The sequence below is a fragment of the Peptoniphilus asaccharolyticus DSM 20463 genome, from assembly GCF_900176115.1.
GTDB lineage: Bacteria > Bacillota > Clostridia > Tissierellales > Peptoniphilaceae > Peptoniphilus > Peptoniphilus asaccharolyticus.
Genome location: NZ_FWWR01000009.1, coordinates 1,263,028 through 1,280,666, shown reverse-complemented (window position 1 = coordinate 1,280,666; position 17,639 = coordinate 1,263,028). Strand labels below are relative to the sequence as shown.

Annotated in this window: 20 protein-coding genes; 3 read left to right on the top strand and 17 right to left on the bottom strand. The window is 34.7% G+C overall.

What is annotated here, in order from left to right; all coding sequences use genetic code 11:
* Positions 1-14 precede the first annotated feature (14 nt).
* From B8869_RS07285 to B8869_RS07250, 8 genes are all read right to left on the bottom strand, one after another.
* On the bottom strand, positions 15-605 hold the full coding sequence (locus B8869_RS07285; RefSeq protein WP_084230968.1) for a class I SAM-dependent methyltransferase: 591 nt from the start codon (positions 603-605) through the stop codon (positions 15-17).
* Positions 602-1,123 carry an ECF transporter S component gene (locus B8869_RS07280; protein ID WP_084230967.1) on the bottom strand — a complete coding sequence of 174 codons (522 nt, stop codon included), beginning with the start codon at positions 1,121-1,123 and terminating at the stop codon, positions 602-604. Before B8869_RS07280 ends, B8869_RS07285 begins: the two co-directional genes overlap by 4 nt.
* A 17-nt stretch (positions 1,124-1,140) precedes the next feature.
* Positions 1,141-2,403, bottom strand: coding sequence for a nickel pincer cofactor biosynthesis protein LarC (gene larC / locus B8869_RS07275; protein ID WP_084230966.1), 1,263 nt, complete (start codon positions 2,401-2,403; stop codon positions 1,141-1,143).
* The gene (larB, locus tag B8869_RS07270; protein WP_084230965.1) at positions 2,400-3,155 is read right to left on the bottom strand and encodes a nickel pincer cofactor biosynthesis protein LarB; all 756 of its coding nucleotides are present in this window, start codon (positions 3,153-3,155) and stop codon (positions 2,400-2,402) included. Before larB ends, larC begins: the two co-directional genes overlap by 4 nt.
* Positions 3,148-3,897, bottom strand: a complete 750-nt coding sequence (gene larE / locus B8869_RS07265; RefSeq protein ID WP_084230964.1) for an ATP-dependent sacrificial sulfur transferase LarE — start codon at positions 3,895-3,897, stop codon at positions 3,148-3,150. Before larE ends, larB begins: the two co-directional genes overlap by 8 nt.
* A 143-nt stretch (positions 3,898-4,040) precedes the next feature.
* Entirely contained in the window at positions 4,041-4,445 is a 405-nt protein-coding gene (locus tag B8869_RS07260) for a DUF3842 family protein (protein WP_084230963.1), read from the bottom strand.
* 172 nt (positions 4,446-4,617) lie between these two features.
* Positions 4,618-5,730, bottom strand: a complete 1,113-nt coding sequence (locus B8869_RS07255) for an LCP family protein (protein WP_234989783.1) — start codon at positions 5,728-5,730, stop codon at positions 4,618-4,620.
* An 8-nt stretch (positions 5,731-5,738) separates the two neighbouring features.
* The gene (locus B8869_RS07250; protein WP_084230962.1) at positions 5,739-5,981 is read right to left on the bottom strand and encodes a pro-sigmaK processing inhibitor BofA family protein; all 243 of its coding nucleotides are present in this window, start codon (positions 5,979-5,981) and stop codon (positions 5,739-5,741) included.
* A 63-nt stretch (positions 5,982-6,044) separates the two neighbouring features.
* On the opposite strand from B8869_RS07250, the gene B8869_RS07245 reads away from it, so the two are divergent.
* Both B8869_RS07245 and B8869_RS07240 read left to right on the top strand, forming a co-directional pair.
* Positions 6,045-6,485 carry a DUF188 domain-containing protein gene (locus B8869_RS07245; RefSeq protein WP_084230961.1) on the top strand — a complete coding sequence of 147 codons (441 nt, stop codon included), beginning with the start codon at positions 6,045-6,047 and terminating at the stop codon, positions 6,483-6,485.
* A gap of 10 nt (positions 6,486-6,495) precedes the next feature.
* A complete protein-coding gene (locus tag B8869_RS07240; protein ID WP_084230960.1) occupies positions 6,496-6,756 on the top strand; it encodes a glutaredoxin domain-containing protein in 261 nt (86 codons plus the stop codon).
* A gap of 44 nt (positions 6,757-6,800) precedes the next feature.
* Here B8869_RS07240 and B8869_RS07235 read toward each other — a convergent pair whose 3' ends face one another.
* The 3 genes from B8869_RS07235 to B8869_RS07225 form a co-directional block, all read right to left on the bottom strand.
* A complete protein-coding gene (locus B8869_RS07235) occupies positions 6,801-7,439 on the bottom strand; it encodes a cytidylate kinase-like family protein (protein ID WP_084230959.1) in 639 nt (212 codons plus the stop codon).
* Positions 7,440-7,533: 94 nt separating this feature from the next.
* Positions 7,534-8,460, bottom strand: coding sequence for a magnesium transporter CorA family protein (locus B8869_RS07230; RefSeq protein WP_084230958.1), 927 nt, complete (start codon positions 8,458-8,460; stop codon positions 7,534-7,536).
* A complete protein-coding gene (locus B8869_RS07225) occupies positions 8,450-9,346 on the bottom strand; it encodes a DMT family transporter (RefSeq protein ID WP_084230957.1) in 897 nt (298 codons plus the stop codon). Before B8869_RS07225 ends, B8869_RS07230 begins: the two co-directional genes overlap by 11 nt.
* Positions 9,347-9,594: 248 nt before the next feature.
* Here B8869_RS07225 and B8869_RS07220 point away from each other — a divergent pair, with 248 nt between their 5' ends.
* Positions 9,595-10,581, top strand: a complete 987-nt coding sequence (locus tag B8869_RS07220) for an IS30 family transposase (RefSeq protein WP_084229742.1) — start codon at positions 9,595-9,597, stop codon at positions 10,579-10,581.
* 71 nt (positions 10,582-10,652) lie between these two features.
* On the opposite strand, the gene B8869_RS07215 is transcribed toward B8869_RS07220, so the two are convergent.
* The 6 genes from B8869_RS07215 to B8869_RS07190 all read right to left on the bottom strand — a co-directional run bounded on the left by B8869_RS07215 (position 10,653) and on the right by B8869_RS07190 (position 17,635).
* Positions 10,653-12,653: a sodium-translocating pyrophosphatase gene (locus B8869_RS07215; RefSeq protein ID WP_084230956.1), complete on the bottom strand. Its 2,001-nt coding sequence runs from the start codon at positions 12,651-12,653 to the stop codon at positions 10,653-10,655.
* A gap of 15 nt (positions 12,654-12,668) precedes the next feature.
* The gene (gene secG, locus B8869_RS07210; RefSeq protein WP_084230955.1) at positions 12,669-12,893 is read right to left on the bottom strand and encodes a preprotein translocase subunit SecG; all 225 of its coding nucleotides are present in this window, start codon (positions 12,891-12,893) and stop codon (positions 12,669-12,671) included.
* A 95-nt stretch (positions 12,894-12,988) separates the two neighbouring features.
* Complete coding sequence (locus tag B8869_RS07205) at positions 12,989-13,846, bottom strand: undecaprenyl-diphosphate phosphatase (RefSeq protein ID WP_084230954.1); 858 nt, start codon at positions 13,844-13,846, stop codon at positions 12,989-12,991.
* A gap of 8 nt (positions 13,847-13,854) precedes the next feature.
* Positions 13,855-15,189 (bottom strand): replicative DNA helicase, encoded by a 1,335-nt coding sequence (dnaB, locus tag B8869_RS07200; protein ID WP_084230953.1) that lies wholly within the window; start codon positions 15,187-15,189, stop codon positions 13,855-13,857.
* Positions 15,189-15,635: a 50S ribosomal protein L9 gene (rplI, locus tag B8869_RS07195; RefSeq protein ID WP_084230952.1), complete on the bottom strand. Its 447-nt coding sequence runs from the start codon at positions 15,633-15,635 to the stop codon at positions 15,189-15,191. Before rplI ends, dnaB begins: the two co-directional genes overlap by 1 nt.
* Complete coding sequence (locus B8869_RS07190) at positions 15,632-17,635, bottom strand: DHH family phosphoesterase (RefSeq protein ID WP_084230951.1); 2,004 nt, start codon at positions 17,633-17,635, stop codon at positions 15,632-15,634. The genes rplI and B8869_RS07190 overlap by 4 nt, the downstream gene beginning before the upstream one ends.
* Positions 17,636-17,639: the final 4 nt, after the last annotated feature.

Sequence of the window (17,639 nt, the reverse complement as noted above, 5' to 3'; positions counted from 1 at the left end):
CCTCCTAATAATTTCTACTTCTTTTTAGCTATAACTACAAACATTTCATCAGTGTCTACTCTTTCTATCACCTCATATCCACTATCTATAAAATAACCCTCCAATATTTCTAATGTCGGTAAAACATCATTCTCTACCACATCAGAAGCATTCTTATGTAGATTATTTATTGCCTCTCTACTCTGTGAATGGCAAATAATTATCTTACCACCCACCTTTAAATACTCTTTCAACTTATCTATTGCATATCTCTTGTCTTGAAAATGCGGAAACATCGAGTAGCACACAGCATGGTCGTAATAATCTTTTTTTAAATCAAAACTAAGTGCATCTCCATTTACAAACTCTAAATTGCTTGCTTGAAGTTTTCTCTTTGCAACTTCTATCATCTTTTCAGAAATATCTATCGCAAGTATCTCTCCGCTCTCTTTTACCTTTTCAAGTAAGAACGGAACCAAAACTCCAGTGCCCGTTCCCACATCAAGAACTTTGTCGCCTGTTTCTATCTTTAAGAAACTCAAAATCTTTCTAATTTTTTCAGTGTCATGTTTGCAAAACACATCCCACTCTTGAGCAAGTGAGTTGAAATATTCTACCTGATTCATCTTGCAACAATTTTTTGTTTTTTAAGCATATAGACAATTGCCGGAATGAAAATCAATTGAATGATAATTCCAGGAATACCCTTTGCTATAGCCCCTGTGATAAACACTGTTGGCGCAGGTAATTTAGCCATAAAGAATGTCGCTAGTACCCAAACTACAATTCCAGCAGCAATTCTGCCCGCCACCATAGCACTTATTAAAGCCACAAATATATTTACTTTCATCTTTCTATACATGTAGCTTACAACTACTCCGTAAGTTAAAAGTTCAAATACCATAAAAGGTAGTACTGGGAACATAGGTGGCATGCCTGTAATCACAGAGCTAAGAATTGGAGTTAAAATACCTACCAAAGCTGCATAAGGCACACTTAAGAAAAATCCCGCTAATAAAACAGGAATATGCATAGGTAAAAATACCGGCCCTGCACCAATTGCATGGAATACCATGGGTAAAACAACTCCCAATGCAATAAATAAAGCTGATAAAACTAATTCTTTAGTAGCACTATTCTTCATACAATCTCCTCCTTAAATTATTTTTCTTTAATTTGCTCTTTCACTCCGAAAATACTCAAGTTATTTTCTTTTGCTACTCTTGATAAATCGTCGTATTCAAATTTCTCTCTGCTAACTCCATAGCCAAAAGATTTTTTACATCTTATTTTTCCAAGAGGAGTTTCAATTTCTTCGATTTCCCGATTTAAAATATATCTCTTTGTGGCACTCTCTCTGATGCCAATTGTAGTTGTATGCTTAAATATAAGCTCTATTAAGCTCTCTTTCTCCTTCTCTTTACACATCACTCGAATTAAAGTGCCAGGTCTAGACTTTTTCATTCCAACCGGAATAGTATAGACTTCATTTGCTCCACCATCGAAAAATCTATCCATTGCAAAACTTATTTCTTCAGCGCTCATATCGTCTACATTGCAAGACAGTTCATAAACTGTTTCTTCAACATCTTTAGTCTCACCCAAAAAAGATCTCACGCAGTTTATCCTTTCAAAATCTTTCTTCCCCATTCCATAACCTATCTTATTAATCTTTAATTGAGGCATATCTTCAAAGGCAGATGAAAAGTGTTTTAATAGAGCAGCTCCTGTTGGTGTGCAAAGCTCTCCCTTTATTTCTGAACCATACATTGGAATATCTTTTAAAATATAAGCTGTAGCTGGTGCTGGCACGGGTAAAACCCCATGCGCACAATGCACATGTCCACTACCCACATTTATAGGAGAGGCAACTATCTTTTCAACTCCCAATTCATCAATCAAAAAGCAAACAGCTGTTATATCTGCAATTGCATCCATGGTTCCAACTTCATGGAAGTGAATTTCAGAAACGTCCACATTGTGTGCCACACTTTCAGCCTCTGCTATATATCCATAGACTTCCATTACATCTCTCTTAACTTTTTCAGAAATCTTTATGTTGTTTACTATTTCTTCAATATCTCTCATGCTTCTATGCACGTGTGAATGTCCATGAGAATGTTCATGATGGTGCTCATGCTCATGGTGGTCATGTTCATGGTGCTCATGCTCATGGTGCTCATGGTGGTCATACTCATGACTATGGAAATGTTCGCCCTCTTCTTCACCATTTATCTTCACACTCATGTGAGTTCCCTTTATTCCGCACTTAATTGAGTCTTGTCTTTCAAAAACCACACCTTCAATTCCAAGACCATTTAATTTTTCTACCTGTTCTTCAGCATTAGGAAACAACTCCAACAACGCAGCCGTCAACATATCTCCAGCCGCACCCATTGAACAGTCTAAATATAAAGTTTTCATTTTTTAACCTCCATATGATTTATCATGCTCGCTGTATACCCAGCTCCAAATCCATTGTCTATATTCACAACACTAACTCCGCTCGCACAAGAATTAAGCATGGACAAAAGAGCCGCCACTCCGTTAAATGCCGCTCCATAACCTATGCTTGTAGGCACGGCAACCACAGGACAATCTGTAAGTCCACCTATCACACTTGCAAGTGCTCCCTCCATTCCCGCAATGGTTATAATTACACTTGCGCTCATTATTTCATCAAGATGTCCCAAAATTCTGTGTAGCCCCGCAACTCCAACGTCATATAGTCTAACTACATCATTGCCCAAGAATTCACAAGTTAGAGCCGCTTCTTCTGCCACAGGAATATCGCTTGTGCCTCCTGTCGCCACCACAATTTTTCCTATTCCATCAGGAGTTTTTAAATCTCCATAAATCCCTATCTTTGCATCTTCATAATATTTTATATTATGAACTTCTTTTATCTTCTCTGCCGATTCCTTAGAAAGCCTTGTGATTAAAATAGAATCTTGTCCATTTTCAAGCATGACTGATATGATTCCTATCATTTGCTCTGCTGTCTTACTCGCTCCGTAGATAACCTCTCCAACACCTTGCCTTACTTTTCTGTGGAAATCTATCTTTGCATAGTCTATATCTTTAAACGGCTCTGATTTTAGCTCAAGCATTGCATTCTCTACCGAAAGCTCTCCATTTTTTACAGCTTCTAAAATATTTTTTATCTCGCTATTCATCTCTCACCTCTAAGTCTAAAGTTACACTTTCATAATATTTCTTTAATTCAGTCATTATTTCATTTCTATTTACTATTACTTTTTCAAAATCCTCTGCTCGAACTTGAAGTTTTGCTGTATTTTCAATTTTTCTAACTCTAAAATCTTTAAATCCCAAACTCATTAAGAAATCTTCCGCTCTTTCAGTGGCTATCAAATCTTCTTTTTTTATCTCGGTATTAGTCTTTATTCGAGTTGCCAAACATGAATAAGATGGTTTATCCCAAGTTGGAAGTCCTTCTTCTCTTGAAAGTTTTCTTATATCTGACTTAGTAAGTCCACATTCACTAAGTGGAGAAATTACCTTTAATTCCTCCTTCGCTTTCATCCCAGGTCTATCTTCGTACTCGTCGGAGGCATTTGTGCCGTCTAAAAGAACTTCAAATCCGTCATTCTTTGCCGCTTTTAGAATAGTGCCGAAAATTTTTTGTTTACAAAAATAGCATCTATCTTTTAAATTATTTTTTACATTTGTGTCCTCCAATACATCAACTTCAATTACTTTTAAATCTGCGCCTAAGTCTTTTGCAAATCTAATTGCATCTTCAAATTCAAAAGTTGGTTGGAAATCTGACTTAACATAGTACGCTCTCGCCTGTACTTTGTACTTTAAAGCCTGCTGTAATAAAAATACCGAGTCAACTCCACCCGAAAATGCAATCGCCACTTTCCTATGCTCTTCAAAAAATTCCTTTAAATTCATCAACTTACTCCCATATATAAAAAAGTATGCACTTCTCTACAGAGATTGCATACTTTCATAGTATTATTAAAAAAACATTTGAATCTTTATCCGATTAGTTCTCTAATCATTTTTTACTTCCTGTAAAAAATCCGATTCAAAACTTATAAAATTTTTTCCACTTCACTTACTGCAAGTTCTATTAACTTTTTAATAGAATAGTCATTGATTCCCACAATAACGTTATCATCATGTAGAAATGGAATTAAAACTCTCTTCGCTCTACTCAAGCTCACTGCTTCTGCCATTCTCGCTGTTATCTCTCCGTAAAGGGAGTTTGTTAGCAGAATTCCTATTGGTCCAACTATAATGTCAGCTTTTGCACAGTTCACAACCACTGCATTTTCACCTGTCGCCCCAAAATCAGCTCCGGCTTTTAACATACTTGTAGTGGCAATGCTATTTGTTCCAACGGCTATTATTTCTAAATCTTCATGATTTTTTTTAAGAGCCTGTACCACTTGTTTGCCAAGGCCTCCGCCTTGAGCGTCAATTACTAATACCTTCACAACTACCTCTTTATAAAAATTTATTTACTCTAATTATATCATGCATTTTCAGTAAATTTTTGCTGATTGTCAAATTAGTATTAGATACTTTAAATTTTTCAATAATTGTCCTTTATAACCTCTCCTACATTGGCAATAAAATAAGCCCAGAAATCTCTGAGCTTATACTTAATTATTTTTTAGTTTTTATTTCTCTTTTATCTTTGTCGTTTTTATTTTCTTTAGAATTTTTGTCTGTCTTTTCTAAATTTCTTTCTTTATTAGAGTTTCTTGAGTTATTTTCATTCTCGATGTCTTCTTCATCTTCTTCAGGCTCTACTACTCCACCTCTCAAAACAACTTCTTTAGCATAGTTTTCATCTACTTTATAAACTGAAACTTTATCTCTTCCTATTTTTACTCCATTTACATTTGTACCTTCAAGGGTTGCTGTGCTTATATCCTCTCTGTCTACACCAAGTCCAAACCTTGCAAGAGTGACCATTTGTCCATAAGTTAAATCAGTTTCCACAAATTCATCTACTATATCAAGTAGCTCAGGTATCTTTAGTATCATACTTGGAGACTTTAGCTTATCGAAAAGCATCATCAAAAATCCTTGTTGAGCCCCTATTCTGTCTATATCTTGACCTTCATACGCCTTTCTTATTCTCAGATAATCAACGGCTTTTTTACCATCTAAGTGGTTTATACCTCTCTTCATACTTATTTCAAGAGGCGGAACTACCCAATCATCCTTATATGTATAGTCCGGTCTATCCCACTCTACATCCATACCGCCTACAGCATCCACTATTTGCGTAACAGCCTTATAGTCTATCAACGCATAATGATCTATCTTCACGTCCAACAAATCTTCAACTGTTGCTGCAACCAAATTCAATCCACCCTTTGGATATACAATATCACTAAATGCTGCATTTATTTTATTTTTATCATAGCCATGAATTCTAATGTATGAATCTCTTGGAACCGATAATAGTTGAACTCTATTATTTGCCGGATCTATAGAAAACAACATTATGGTATCACTTCTCATACCATTCTTTTCTTCTGAAAGCTGTTTTGTGGCAGTCTTATCAACGCCCAATACCAATACTCTCAAAACTTCATTGTCATTAAAAACTTCTGTGCCCTTAGTATCTAAGATAGAATCTTCTTTCTTACCAATTAAGCTATCTTTGCCCTTATTCTCATAGTCAGGTTTTATTCTGTATAGAAACATTACCATTCCAGCCAATGAACACAGCATCAAAACCGCTACTATTCTATAAAAATATTTCACTCTTCACCTCAAACAAACAATTTTAATATTATTAACGCTATCACAAAAGGAACTCCCAATAGTCCAGTCAAAAATGCAGTTATAGGTTTTATTATTATGTAAATTCCAAAAGGTCCTAAAAAAATGTTTGCAAAATATAGAATCAACGCTCCTATAATTGTATTTATTATAACCTTTACAACTGCTTTGATTGATTTGAACAACATAGTTGCTATTAAAAGTGCAACTATCGCTCCAATAATATACATCATACTTTCACTTCCTAATTTTTTATTATATCATGTAATCACACTATTTAAAACAAGAGGTGACTTATGAAAATTTATCTTGATGCTGATGGTTCACCCATAACCTCACAACTAATAAATATTGCCAAAGAATACCAAATTGAACTTATAATTGTCAAAAACTATCTGACAAATATTCAGAGCGACTACGCTACAATTGTGAGCGTAGATATCTCTTCAGACTCCGCAGACCTCTACATAGCAAACCATGTTTCTCATGGAGACTTAGCTATCACGGCAGATAGAGCTCTATCTGCTCTCATATTAGCAAAAGGCTGCAACGTTATAAACTTCTACGGAACTCATATAACTGACGACAATATTTTATTTCACTTAGACACTCGCCACACAAATAGAAACCTGCGTAAAAAGGGTATCTATTCAAAAAATACTTCTCGCAAGTCTTCAGATAATCAAATTTTTATTGACTCAGTCAAAAATTTCTTAGAAGCTTGCCTGAATAACTAAAGGAGATTTTATGATAACTTTATTTGTATCCAGTTTATGTCCTGATTGCCCACCTGCAATAGAGGCTTTTAACCACGCTAAAATCGATTTTCAAATAATAGATATAACTGAATCTATGGCAAATTTAAAAATCTTTTTAAAATACAGAGATTCCATTCCGTTCTTTGACTCTATAAAGGAAAAAGGACAAGTTGGAGTTCCTACAATTATGATTGGCAACGGCGAAAGATTTTATTCTTTTTCAGACGATTTAGATTTAAAAAATCTTTAACTTAAACTAAAAGGAGATTGTTCACTTAGCAATCTCCTTTATTATTAATATTTCTTCAATTCTGAAGCCCTTAAAATTATGTTCGCTATATCACTATTTGAAAATTTTGATACATCTATAGTTATATCGTATTCCGAAGCATAGCTCCATTGCCCTGGAGTATATTTTTGATAGTGATTTCTTCTTCGAGCATCTATCTTTTTAAGTTCATTCTTAGCCTTTTCTTCGTCATAGCTATATCTATCTTTTATTTTTTCCAACCTATAATCCTCAGGTGCTGTCAAAAATACATTGAACACTTTTTCAAAGCTCAGTACATAATTTGCACACTTACCCATCATCACACATGCGCCCTTCTTAGCCAAGTCTCTTATTGTCTTTGAATTTGCCAAGAATTGAGCGTCGTTGCTTGTTATGTCCTCTTGCGAATATGAATAGTTTTCTCTATACAAATCATAAACCGTCCCTTGTAAAAAGGTATCATCTTTCTTCACGTTGGACAGATCCACTCTACTCTCCAAAGTCTTTAGCTCAATTATATCTTCGTCATACACTTCTATATTTAGTTTTTTTGCAAGTATGGATGCTATTTCAAAAGCACCTGTTCCATGTTCTCTGTCTATTGTATAAATTACATCTGTTGATGCATTAGAATTACTAAATAATTTATTTAAAAAGTTCATTTATTCACTTCCTTATTAAATATATTATCTCATACAAAAAAGAAATTTTCGTTAAAAATACGATTATGATTTCTAAGATTAGGTTAAGTAATTTCTATAGATAGCCCCTTCTCTTTAACATCTTCACAATATACCAAGATATTACCGTACTCAGTAGTATTAAAATCCAAAATGCCGATGGATGATTTTCTATTGGTAACTTAACATTCATTCCCCAAAGCCCACCTATTATAGTTGGCACTGTCATAACTATGGTTATAGAAGTCAAAGTCTGCATGACTATATTCAATCTGTGTGAAATCAAATTTGAATAAAGATCAGATAGGTTCTCCATTATAGTTGTAGATTCCTCTATCATAACTCTGGCTTGTTTATTTTCGACTTGTAGGTCATGTAATAATTCATTAGCCATATCATTTTTTAATTTTGAATAAGATTCAAACATCTTTTCAATTACAGGTCCATTCTCTCTAGTTGCCATACTAAATTTTATTAACGACTTCTGTATGTCAATCATATCCGAAAACGCCTTGCCATCACTGTTGGATAAAACAGTATTTTCAATTTTATCTATACTATCGTTTAATTTTCTAACACTTCTCACAAATGAAGAACATATTGTCCACGCTATCTCTGCGGATAGTGTTTCACTATCCTGTCCTAAGTTCTTCTTCTCATAAGCCTCTTTGACTTCATGTACCAAAATTGAATCCCCTGATGAGACTGTAATCAAAATACCATCCACCATTATCATAGAAAGAGGTTTTGTGCTGTATTTACAATTGTTCACTTGCACCGGATAACTAAGCAAATATAGATTTGCCTTTTCATCTTCTCCCACTTCCACTCTCGGAACTTCTTCATCATCAAGTACAGAATATACATAGTCCTTAGGAAGACCATATCTATTTATTACTTCGTCTATCTCTTCTTTTGAGGGATTTACAAGCTCTATCCAAAAGAAATCCCCGTTATCTGTATGTTTGAATTTAGAATCTTCAATACAATATTTATTCTTCATTTTTTTCCGTTCCTAACTGAGCTGCCACAATCGCTATAAACATCAACAAACAACCTATCAACTCTCTTTTGCTCAATACTTCGCCTAAAATTAAATATCCGCCTAGAGCTGCAAAAATTGACTCCACTGAACTTATCAGAGATGACAGAGCAGCATCTATATGACGTAGCGCTATTATTTGTAGAGTAAACGCCACCGCACTGGACATAATTGATGCATATAAAATTGACCAAATTGCCATCCTTATAGCTTCAAATGTAACTTGTTCAAATGCAACTGCAAACACCATACTCAAAATCCCGCACACTATAAACTGATATGCATTTAATCTTAACCCATCAGTAATTGGAGAATAGTGAGCTATTACCAATATATGAATTGAGAAAAATATAGTTGATATAAATACTATCAAGTCTCCTCTATCTATAGTCAAATTTTCTTTAACTGATAATAAATAGACACCGTAAATAGCAAGTATAATACATGCCATCAATTTCTTAGTTAACTTATAACCCTTAAACATCATGAATATAGGCACTACTATTATATAAAGTGTAGTTATGAAACCAGCTTTTCCAACTGTGGTTTGACTAATGCCTATCTGTTGTATATTCATTGCAAAAAATAAAACTATACCTGTAACAAGACCCCCTCTTCGAGTTGCCGCCTCATCAACAATGAGCCCCTCTTCTTCAAGAACTCTCTTTTTTAAGAATGAATTCATACTCATAGCTAATGTAACCGCTCCACCAATTAAACATCTAATTGTAGAGAAAGTCATTGTACCTATATGCTCCATTCCCTTGCTCTGAGCCACAAATGTAAGTCCCCAAATCGCAGCTGCAAGAAGCAAATATATGGATGCTTTTAATTTATTCTTTGCCATATCATTTTCTCCTAACTAATAACTTATAAGAACAGTGTAACAGACAAATTTTAAACTTTAAAGGCTCTTTGAAAATTTACAATTCAATTTAATAATATTTTAATACTAATTTTTAAATATCTATTTCCAAAATTAATTTTAGGCATGATAATTTATCATAACAAGTGCAACATAAATAAACTCATAGCTAATCAGCTGTGTTAATATGTAAGTGACCAAACAAAACATATTAAAAGGAGTGATTAACTATGAGCTATAACCATCTTACCATAGAAGAAAGATCTTGTATTTACCAATTTTTAAATTTAGGAATGAGTATAAGGAAAATTGCACAAGCACTTAAAAGGTCACCTAGTACAATATCTAGAGAAATTAAAAGAAATTCATCTAAGATAAAAGTTAGTAGGGGAAGTTACACTAAGTACTTTCCGATAAAGGCAAATGATAAATATATTGATAGAAGAAAAGACTGCCATAGAAAAAGTAAATTTTCTAAAGATGTTATTGATTATTTAACTGTAAAGATTAACGAACATTGGTCCCCTGAACAAATATCAAATAGAAACACAAATGAGATTCATGAATTACCATCTACATCAACGATATATAGAATGATACACGCCAAAAAGCTGCCAAAAACTAGTATGAAAAATTTGAGAAGAAAAGCTAAATTTAAAAGGCCAGCAGAAAAAAGAGGAAAATTCAATGATAAAGGTAGAACAATTAAGAAAAGACCTAAAGAGATATACAGAAGGCAAGAATTAGGCCACTGGGAAGCAGATACAGTGGAATCAGGCAGATTAGATCATAAAAGGAAAAGTAGATGTTGTTTCGTAACTTTAGCAGAAAGAAAATCTAGATATTATATAGCAATCCTAGTTGAAAATAGAAAGTCGGAAAGCGTAACACCAGCAATAATAAATGCATTAAAAGATTATCCAAAAGAATTAGTAAAAACAATAACCTTTGATAGAGGTAAAGAATTTTCAGAATTTGAGAAAATAGAAAAAGAATTAGGATGCAAAACTTATTTTTGTGATCCCTATTGTGCATGGCAAAAAGGTACAAATGAAAATAGTAACGGACTTTTGAGGGAGTTTTATCCTAAGGGTATGGATTTATCAGAAGTGAATATTGATGAATTAAATTATAACTTAAGTTTAATGAATAATAGACCTAGAAAATGTATAAAATATAAAACACCTAAAGAAGAACTTTTTGGTCTCTTACCATAGGTGTTGCATTTGATTTGACAATTCGTCGCATAAAAAAACGCAAGTGAATTTTTCACCTGCGTTTAAATATCTTAGAATAATTTTCCACCAAATGCTACGAATAGTGGTGCAAATACTAATGATACTACTGTTATAAGTTTTACAAGAATGTTTAGTGATGGTCCTGAAGTATCTTTGAATGGGTCACCTACAGTATCTCCAGTTACAGCTGCTTTGTGAGCTTCTGAACCTTTTCCACCGTGTGCTCCACCTTCAATGTATTTCTTAGCGTTATCCCAAGCTCCACCTGAGTTAGACATAAAGATTGCCATTAATACACCAGTGATAAGAGCTCCGGCTTGTAGACCACCTAGAGCTTCTGCTCCTAGTAATAAACCAACTACTACTGGTACTACTACTGCGATTACTCCTGGAACAACCATTTCTTTAAGAGCTGCTCCTGTAGAAATATCTACACACTTAGCGTATTCAGGAGTTGCTTTACATTCCATGATTCCTGGAATTTCTCTAAATTGACGTCTTACTTCGTCAATCATTGAAGAAGCTGCGTTACCTACTGCTGACATTGTTAAAGCAGAGAATGCAAATGGAAGCATACCACCTATGAATGTACCAGCGATTACTTCTGGTTTAGATACGTCAATTCCTTCAAGTCCTGTTGCGTTTATATATGAAACAAATAATGCTAGGGCTGTAAGAGCTGCTGAACCGATAGCAAATCCCTTACCTATAGCTGCTGTTGTGTTACCTACTGCATCTAGTGAGTCAGTAATTTGTCTAACTTCTTCTGGAAGTTCACACATTTCTGCGATACCACCAGCGTTGTCAGCTATTGGACCGTAAGCATCAACTGCAATTGTCATACCTGTAGTTGAAAGCATACCTACCGCTGCAAGAGCGATACCAAATAGACCGTGTACTGATGATTCATTTCCACCAGCTCCGATGAATGCAACCATTATTCCTATAGCAATTACTATGATCGGTCCAACTGTTGACATCATACCAACTGAAAGTCCAGAAATAATGTTTGTTGATGAACCTGTTTCAGATTCAGCTGCAATTCTTTGTACTGGTGCATATTCGTCTGCTGTATAGTATTCAGTGATTTTAGATATTATAAGTCCAACACAGATACCTGCTATTACAGGAACGAATGGTTTAAAGTTTCCAAATATCATATTTGATAATACAGCTGCTGCAACTATACTTGCTGCTGCTGCAATGTACTCTCCAACATTAAGTGCCTTTTGAGGATCCTTGTCACCTTTTACAAAGAACACTGCTATGATTGAAGCTATGATACCTACTGCTGCGATTAATAATGCATATGTTATACCATTTTCTTGGTATGCTACAACACCAAGAGTGATAGCTGATAAAAGAGCTCCTACGTATGATTCGAATAAGTCAGCTCCCATACCTGCAACGTCCCCTACGTTATCTCCTACGTTATCAGCGATAACAGCTGGGTTTCTTGGGTCATCTTCAGGAATTCCTGCTTCAACTTTACCTACAAGGTCAGCTCCAACATCGGCAGCTTTAGTGTAGATACCACCACCAACTCTTGCAAAAAGAGCGATTGAAGAAGCTCCTAGTGAGAATCCTGTTACTATTGTTGTATCTTTAGTTAGCATGTAAGCTACTGTGATTCCTATGATTCCTAGACCTACAACGCACATTCCCATAACGGCTCCGCCTGAAAATGCAATGTCAAGTGCTTTTGAAAGACCTGATACATTAGCTGCGTTTGCAGTTCTAACGTTAGCACGTGTTGCAACTCTCATACCTACATAACCAGCTATTACTGAACAAATAGCTCCGGCTATGAAACATAAAGCTGTTGCCACACTGTGAAGTCCTACAGCTAAAATAGCTGCTAAAACTACTACAAATACTACAAGTGCTTTGTATTCTCTTGTCAAGAATGCCATTGCACCGTCTTGGATGTATGAAGAAATTTCCTTCATTCTTTCATTTCCCGGATCTTGCTTTGATACAAATGATGCTTTGTAGAAAGCAAAAAGTAAAGCTAATACTCCGGCTACGATAGCTAAAATATAAACGTTCATTCTTAAGTTTACCCCCTATATAGCTGCAAGCGCTATTACAGAAATTAAAAATACCACAGATGATACTGTTATTATACGATTTTCAATTTCTTTCTTACTTGTTCCTCTATGTTCTCCCCATAGATTAGATTGTTCTCCCTGTAATGTGCCAAGTCCAGCTTGTGCACTCTCAGTAACTACGACAGTGCCAATTAAAACGAGCGATGAAATGGCAATAATTACTGTTAAAAATACTTCCACTATAAAACCTCCTATTTTTTTGTACATAATGCATTAATTCTACCATAATAAATTTTCAAAATCAATTGAAACCGTTAATTTCAAGCCTTTTTATACTAAAATACTTTCAAAATTAAAATGACTAATAATCCAAGCACTATTCTATAAATTCCAAATACTTTAAAATCATGCTTTTGAATATAACTCATAAATTTTGTAATTACAGCATAAGCTACTATAAAAGAAATAACGAATCCAACTAATATATAAACCCATTCGATAATGCTAAAAGATGTACCCATCTTTAAAATCTTTAGAGCTGTTGCCCCAAGCATTGTTGGTATAGCTAAAAAGAATGAAAACTCTGCTGCTGTGGTTCTGTTGCAACCAAGTGTCATCCCGCCTATTATAGTAGCCGCACTTCTAGATGTCCCTGGAATCATTGCTAAGCATTGGAACACACCTATTTTAAATGCATCTTTAACGCTTAATTCATCAATGTCTTCATATTTAAAGTTAGATTTTTTCTTATCTTCCATAAATATGATTATTATTCCGTAAACTATAAGTGTAATTGCAACCACTATTGGATTAAATAAGTACTTATCTATTATATCGTCAAATAAAAATCCTAAAACCGCTGCCGGTAAAAATCCTATTATAACCTTGGCTATTAATCTCATAGTCTTTTTATCTCTAAGCTGCCATCTATCAGATATTGACAATTTTGTTTCATTCTCTATAAGTTGTGGAGATAGTTTTTTATTTGATAGGGGATTTAATTTATCCCAATACAATAAAACTACCGCAAGTATTGCACCTAACTGAATTATTACAGAAAATGCATTTTCAAAACTTTGAGAATGTAACTTTAAAACTTCACTCACTAATATCAAGTGACCTGTTGATGAAATTGGAAGGAACTCTGTAATACCTTCGACAATCCCAAGTATTATTATCTTAATTAATTCCATCTTTCCTCCTATGCCCCATATTCTTTATTTAAGAATTTAGTAAATTCTTTTCTGAATATCAATTCAACTGTACCCGTTGGACCGTTTCTATGTTTTGCTATTATTACCTCACCGATGTTAGGTTTTTCTGATTCTTCCTTAGTGTAGTATTCGTCTCTAAATAAGAACATTACTACATCGGCGTCTTGCTCTATGGCACCGGACTCTCTAAGGTCCGAAAGAATCGGTCGGTGGTCAGCTCTCATTTCAGGAGAACGAGACAATTGTGACAAAGCAAGGACTGGAACTTCAAGTTCTTTTGCTATCGCTTTTAAATTTCTTGAGATGGCTGAGATTTCTTGTGTTCTGGATTCTACTTTTTCACTCATCTGCATAAGTTGTAAGTAGTCGATTACCACTAAGTCCAATCCCTTTTCCATCTTCTGTCTTCTACATTTAGCCTTCAATTCAAGAGGAGAGATACCTGCTGTGTCATCTATTTCAATATCTAACTCCGATATTATAGGCATAGCGTTTACAACTCTCTCCCAGTCATCTGCTGTCAGATTGCCGGATATTATTTTTTGTAAATCCACATGTGCTATTGAGGCTATGATTCTATCTACCAGCTGAGTTTTACTCATTTCCAAAGAAAACATAGCTACTTTTGCCTTTGCCCTTAGAGCTGCATTTGTCGCTATGTTAACCATTAAAGCTGTCTTACCCATTGACGGTCTAGCAGCTAAGAGCACTAAATCCGATTTTTGTAATCCACTAAGTTGTCTATCTAAATCCTCAAAACCTGTAGTAACACCTGTCAACGCATTAGGATTTTGAGCTCTCTTTTCCATGGCTGCGAAAGATTCGAGCAATGTTTCTTTTATAGGCGAAAGCCCTATTCTATGAGATGCCTGAGTTATGTTAAATATACTCGACTCAGCTTTTTCTATAATCATATCCAAGTCTGCATCTTGTGCATAGGCACTGGACATAGTCTGGTCAGATGCAGCTATCAATTTTCTAAGAGTTGATTTTTCTTTAATGATTTCACAGTGGTACTTAGTGTTTGAAACAAGTCCCGCAGCCGAACTCAAGCTAACAATATAGCTCAAGCCCCCTACTTCTTCAAGACTATCTCTCTTTTTCAGTTCATCCACTATGGTCATTACATCCGCAGGAACATTTCTATTATATATAGAAGTTATTGCACTGTATATTTCTCCATGAATCTCCGAATAGAAATCTTCCGCTTTTAAAATTTCAACCGCTGATGTTATGGCATCTTTTGAAAGCATCATAGCTCCTAAAACCGACTGCTCGGTCTCAGTCACATGAGGAGGAACTTTGAGATTTAGTTCTTCCATTATTCTGCCTCAACTATTACCTTCAAGTTTGCAACTATTCCAGGATATAATCTAACAGGAACAGTCTTTGTTGCCTCCATCTTAATATTTTCGCTTAATTCAATTTTCTTCTTATCTAACTTTATCTTCATTTGAGATTCAAGAGCTTCTTTTATATTTTGAGAAGTAATGGCGCCAAATAATCTTCCGCCTTCTCCTGCTTTAGCTTTTATTACTACTTTTCCAGCTTCAATTTTCTTTTTAAGTTCAGTGAACTCTGCTCTGTTCTTCTTTTCTTCTTCAGCTTTTCTCTCGTTGTCTTCTTCCCATTTCTTTAGGTTTTCTTCATTAGCTTCGATAGCTACTTTTCTTGGTAACAAAAAGTTTCTTGCATAGCCGTCCTTTGCCTCAACAAGAGAACCGGCCTTTCCTAAATTTTTATCGTCTTTTAATAAAATTACTTTCATATATTTTCTCCCTTTTTCTGTTCGTCAATATATTCTTCAACAGCTTGCACTAAGATATTTTCTGCTTCGTCTAAAGACTCCACTTGTAATCTTGCACCAGCCATATTTAAATGACCTCCGCCACCTAACTTTTCAAGTATCAACTGTACTGAGAAGTCTCCAACAGATCTACCCGAGATGTGAACTTCATCATCTACAAGAGTTATTACAAAACTTGCCTTTACTCCATTTATATCCAACATTTCATCTGCTGCCTGCGCAGCTATTAAAATTGAATTGGCAGCCTTCTTATCCAATCTCGAAATTGCCACTTCATCACATATTACTTTAGTTGCATGTACAACTTGAGCTCTATTTTGAAGTGTATCTAAATCATCTTGGAAAAGATTTTTAACCTTAATCATATCCGCTCCAGCACGTTTTAAAATGGAAGCAGCTTCAAAAGTTCTAACTCCAGTTTGGAAGCTAAAGTTCTTTGTATCTACTACTATACCACTCATAAGTGCATCCGCTTCAAAGTGAGTTAAGTTTAATTCATCATTCATGTACGTCAACATTTCTGTTACAAGCTCACTTGTTGAAGAAGCATAAGGTTCAACATAAGTTAGAACAGGATTTTTTACAAATTCCTTTCCTCTTCTGTGGTGATCTATTACAACTATTTGAGTTGTTAAATCAAGCAACTCCGGACTTTCAGTAAAGTTCGGTTTATGATTATCTACCAATATTACTAAAGATCTCGGTGATATGCTGTTTTTAGCACTCTCTGCAGAAATTATCTTTTCATAGATCTCAGGTTCTTCTTCTTTCATTCTATCTAATAGATTTGAAATTGAAGGATTGCTCTTATTTAAAACAATATTCCCCTTTACATTTCTATTTATTACAGCTCTTAGTATCCCTATTGCAGAGCCTATAGCGTCCATGTCTGCGTTTTTATGTCCCATTATATAGACATCTTCCGCACCATCTATAAGTTGTTTTAATGCAACTCCTAACACTCTTGCCTTTACCTTGTTTCTTTTTTCAACAGCCTTAGATTTTCCTCCAAAGAACTCATAGTTGTCTTCAACTTTTATTACAGCTTGGTCTCCGCCACGTCCAAGAGCCAAATCTAAACAAGTATCCGCTTCATCAACCGACTCCTTGAAAGTAAGACCGAAAGATGAAACTCCTATTGAAAGAGTCATTGGAATTGAATTTCCCATATTGAGCTCTCTCAAATCATCTAATAAGTCAAATCTCTTTTCCTTAATACTCTTAAGCGCTCCGAAAGTCATTACCACAAGGTACATATCGTCGTCGTATTTTCTAACTAAGGCATCATAACTTTGAAAATATCCTCTAATTAAATAGTCTATCTCTGCTATGAGTTGAGGACGGTTAATTGCTGGCGCTGTATCCATTGCCTCATCATAGTTATCAACCTCTATCTTGGCAACTATCGGATACTCTTCAACATATTTATCTTTTAAAACATCATAATTTGTTCTATCTACAAAATATATCAAGATTAATTTATTTCTATCAGAGCCTGTCTTCTTTATATCTACAACATTTGTATAGACTCTATATGATTTAGGCCCTAACTTTGCAAGTATATCTTCATGCTTAGTATCTTCCAACAAACTATCTACATCTATTTCTGGAATCAATTCAGAGACATTCATCTCCATGATTTCCACATCTTCGAATATATTTAAAAAGATAGTGTTATACCATATTACATTTGCTTTTTCATCTGTTATTACCATTGGAAACGGCATTGAAAAAATTGCATGTTTTGTTATTGAGTCAAAATCTTTGCTTATAGTTTCAACCATTTCAATAGATTTTTGATTGTAATCTTCTATGGTTCTGCTTCCTGAATATATTAAATATACCAGTATCAAAAGTCCTAAAATCCCAAGCCAAGGCTTAAAATATAAGAGGCCTATACTCAATACGGCAACAGCCACTATAAATTCTTTAAAATCTTTTAAATCAAATTTATAATCCATTATT

Coding starts and splice junctions, on each gene's coding strand:
- B8869_RS07285 (WP_084230968.1), bottom strand. CDS start 605: ATGAATCAGGTAGAATATTTCAACTCACTTGCTCAAGAGTGGGATGTG.
- B8869_RS07280 (WP_084230967.1), bottom strand. CDS start 1,123: ATGAAGAATAGTGCTACTAAAGAATTAGTTTTATCAGCTTTATTTATT.
- larC (WP_084230966.1), bottom strand. CDS start 2,403: ATGAAAACTTTATATTTAGACTGTTCAATGGGTGCGGCTGGAGATATG.
- larB (WP_084230965.1), bottom strand. CDS start 3,155: ATGAATAGCGAGATAAAAAATATTTTAGAAGCTGTAAAAAATGGAGAG.
- larE (WP_084230964.1), bottom strand. CDS start 3,897: ATGAATTTAAAGGAATTTTTTGAAGAGCATAGGAAAGTGGCGATTGCA.
- B8869_RS07250 (WP_084230962.1), bottom strand. CDS start 5,981: ATGATGTATATTATTGGAGCGATAGTTGCACTTTTAATAGCAACTATG.
- B8869_RS07245 (WP_084230961.1), top strand. CDS start 6,045: ATGAAAATTTATCTTGATGCTGATGGTTCACCCATAACCTCACAACTA.
- B8869_RS07240 (WP_084230960.1), top strand. CDS start 6,496: ATGATAACTTTATTTGTATCCAGTTTATGTCCTGATTGCCCACCTGCA.
- B8869_RS07235 (WP_084230959.1), bottom strand. CDS start 7,439: ATGAACTTTTTAAATAAATTATTTAGTAATTCTAATGCATCAACAGAT.
- B8869_RS07230 (WP_084230958.1), bottom strand. CDS start 8,460: ATGAAGAATAAATATTGTATTGAAGATTCTAAATTCAAACATACAGAT.
- B8869_RS07225 (WP_084230957.1), bottom strand. CDS start 9,346: ATGGCAAAGAATAAATTAAAAGCATCCATATATTTGCTTCTTGCAGCT.
- B8869_RS07220 (WP_084229742.1), top strand. CDS start 9,595: ATGAGCTATAACCATCTTACCATAGAAGAAAGATCTTGTATTTACCAA.
- B8869_RS07215 (WP_084230956.1), bottom strand. CDS start 12,653: ATGAACGTTTATATTTTAGCTATCGTAGCCGGAGTATTAGCTTTACTT.
- B8869_RS07205 (WP_084230954.1), bottom strand. CDS start 13,846: ATGGAATTAATTAAGATAATAATACTTGGGATTGTCGAAGGTATTACA.
- dnaB (WP_084230953.1), bottom strand. CDS start 15,189: ATGGAAGAACTAAATCTCAAAGTTCCTCCTCATGTGACTGAGACCGAG.
- rplI (WP_084230952.1), bottom strand. CDS start 15,635: ATGAAAGTAATTTTATTAAAAGACGATAAAAATTTAGGAAAGGCCGGT.
- B8869_RS07190 (WP_084230951.1), bottom strand. CDS start 17,635: ATGGATTATAAATTTGATTTAAAAGATTTTAAAGAATTTATAGTGGCT.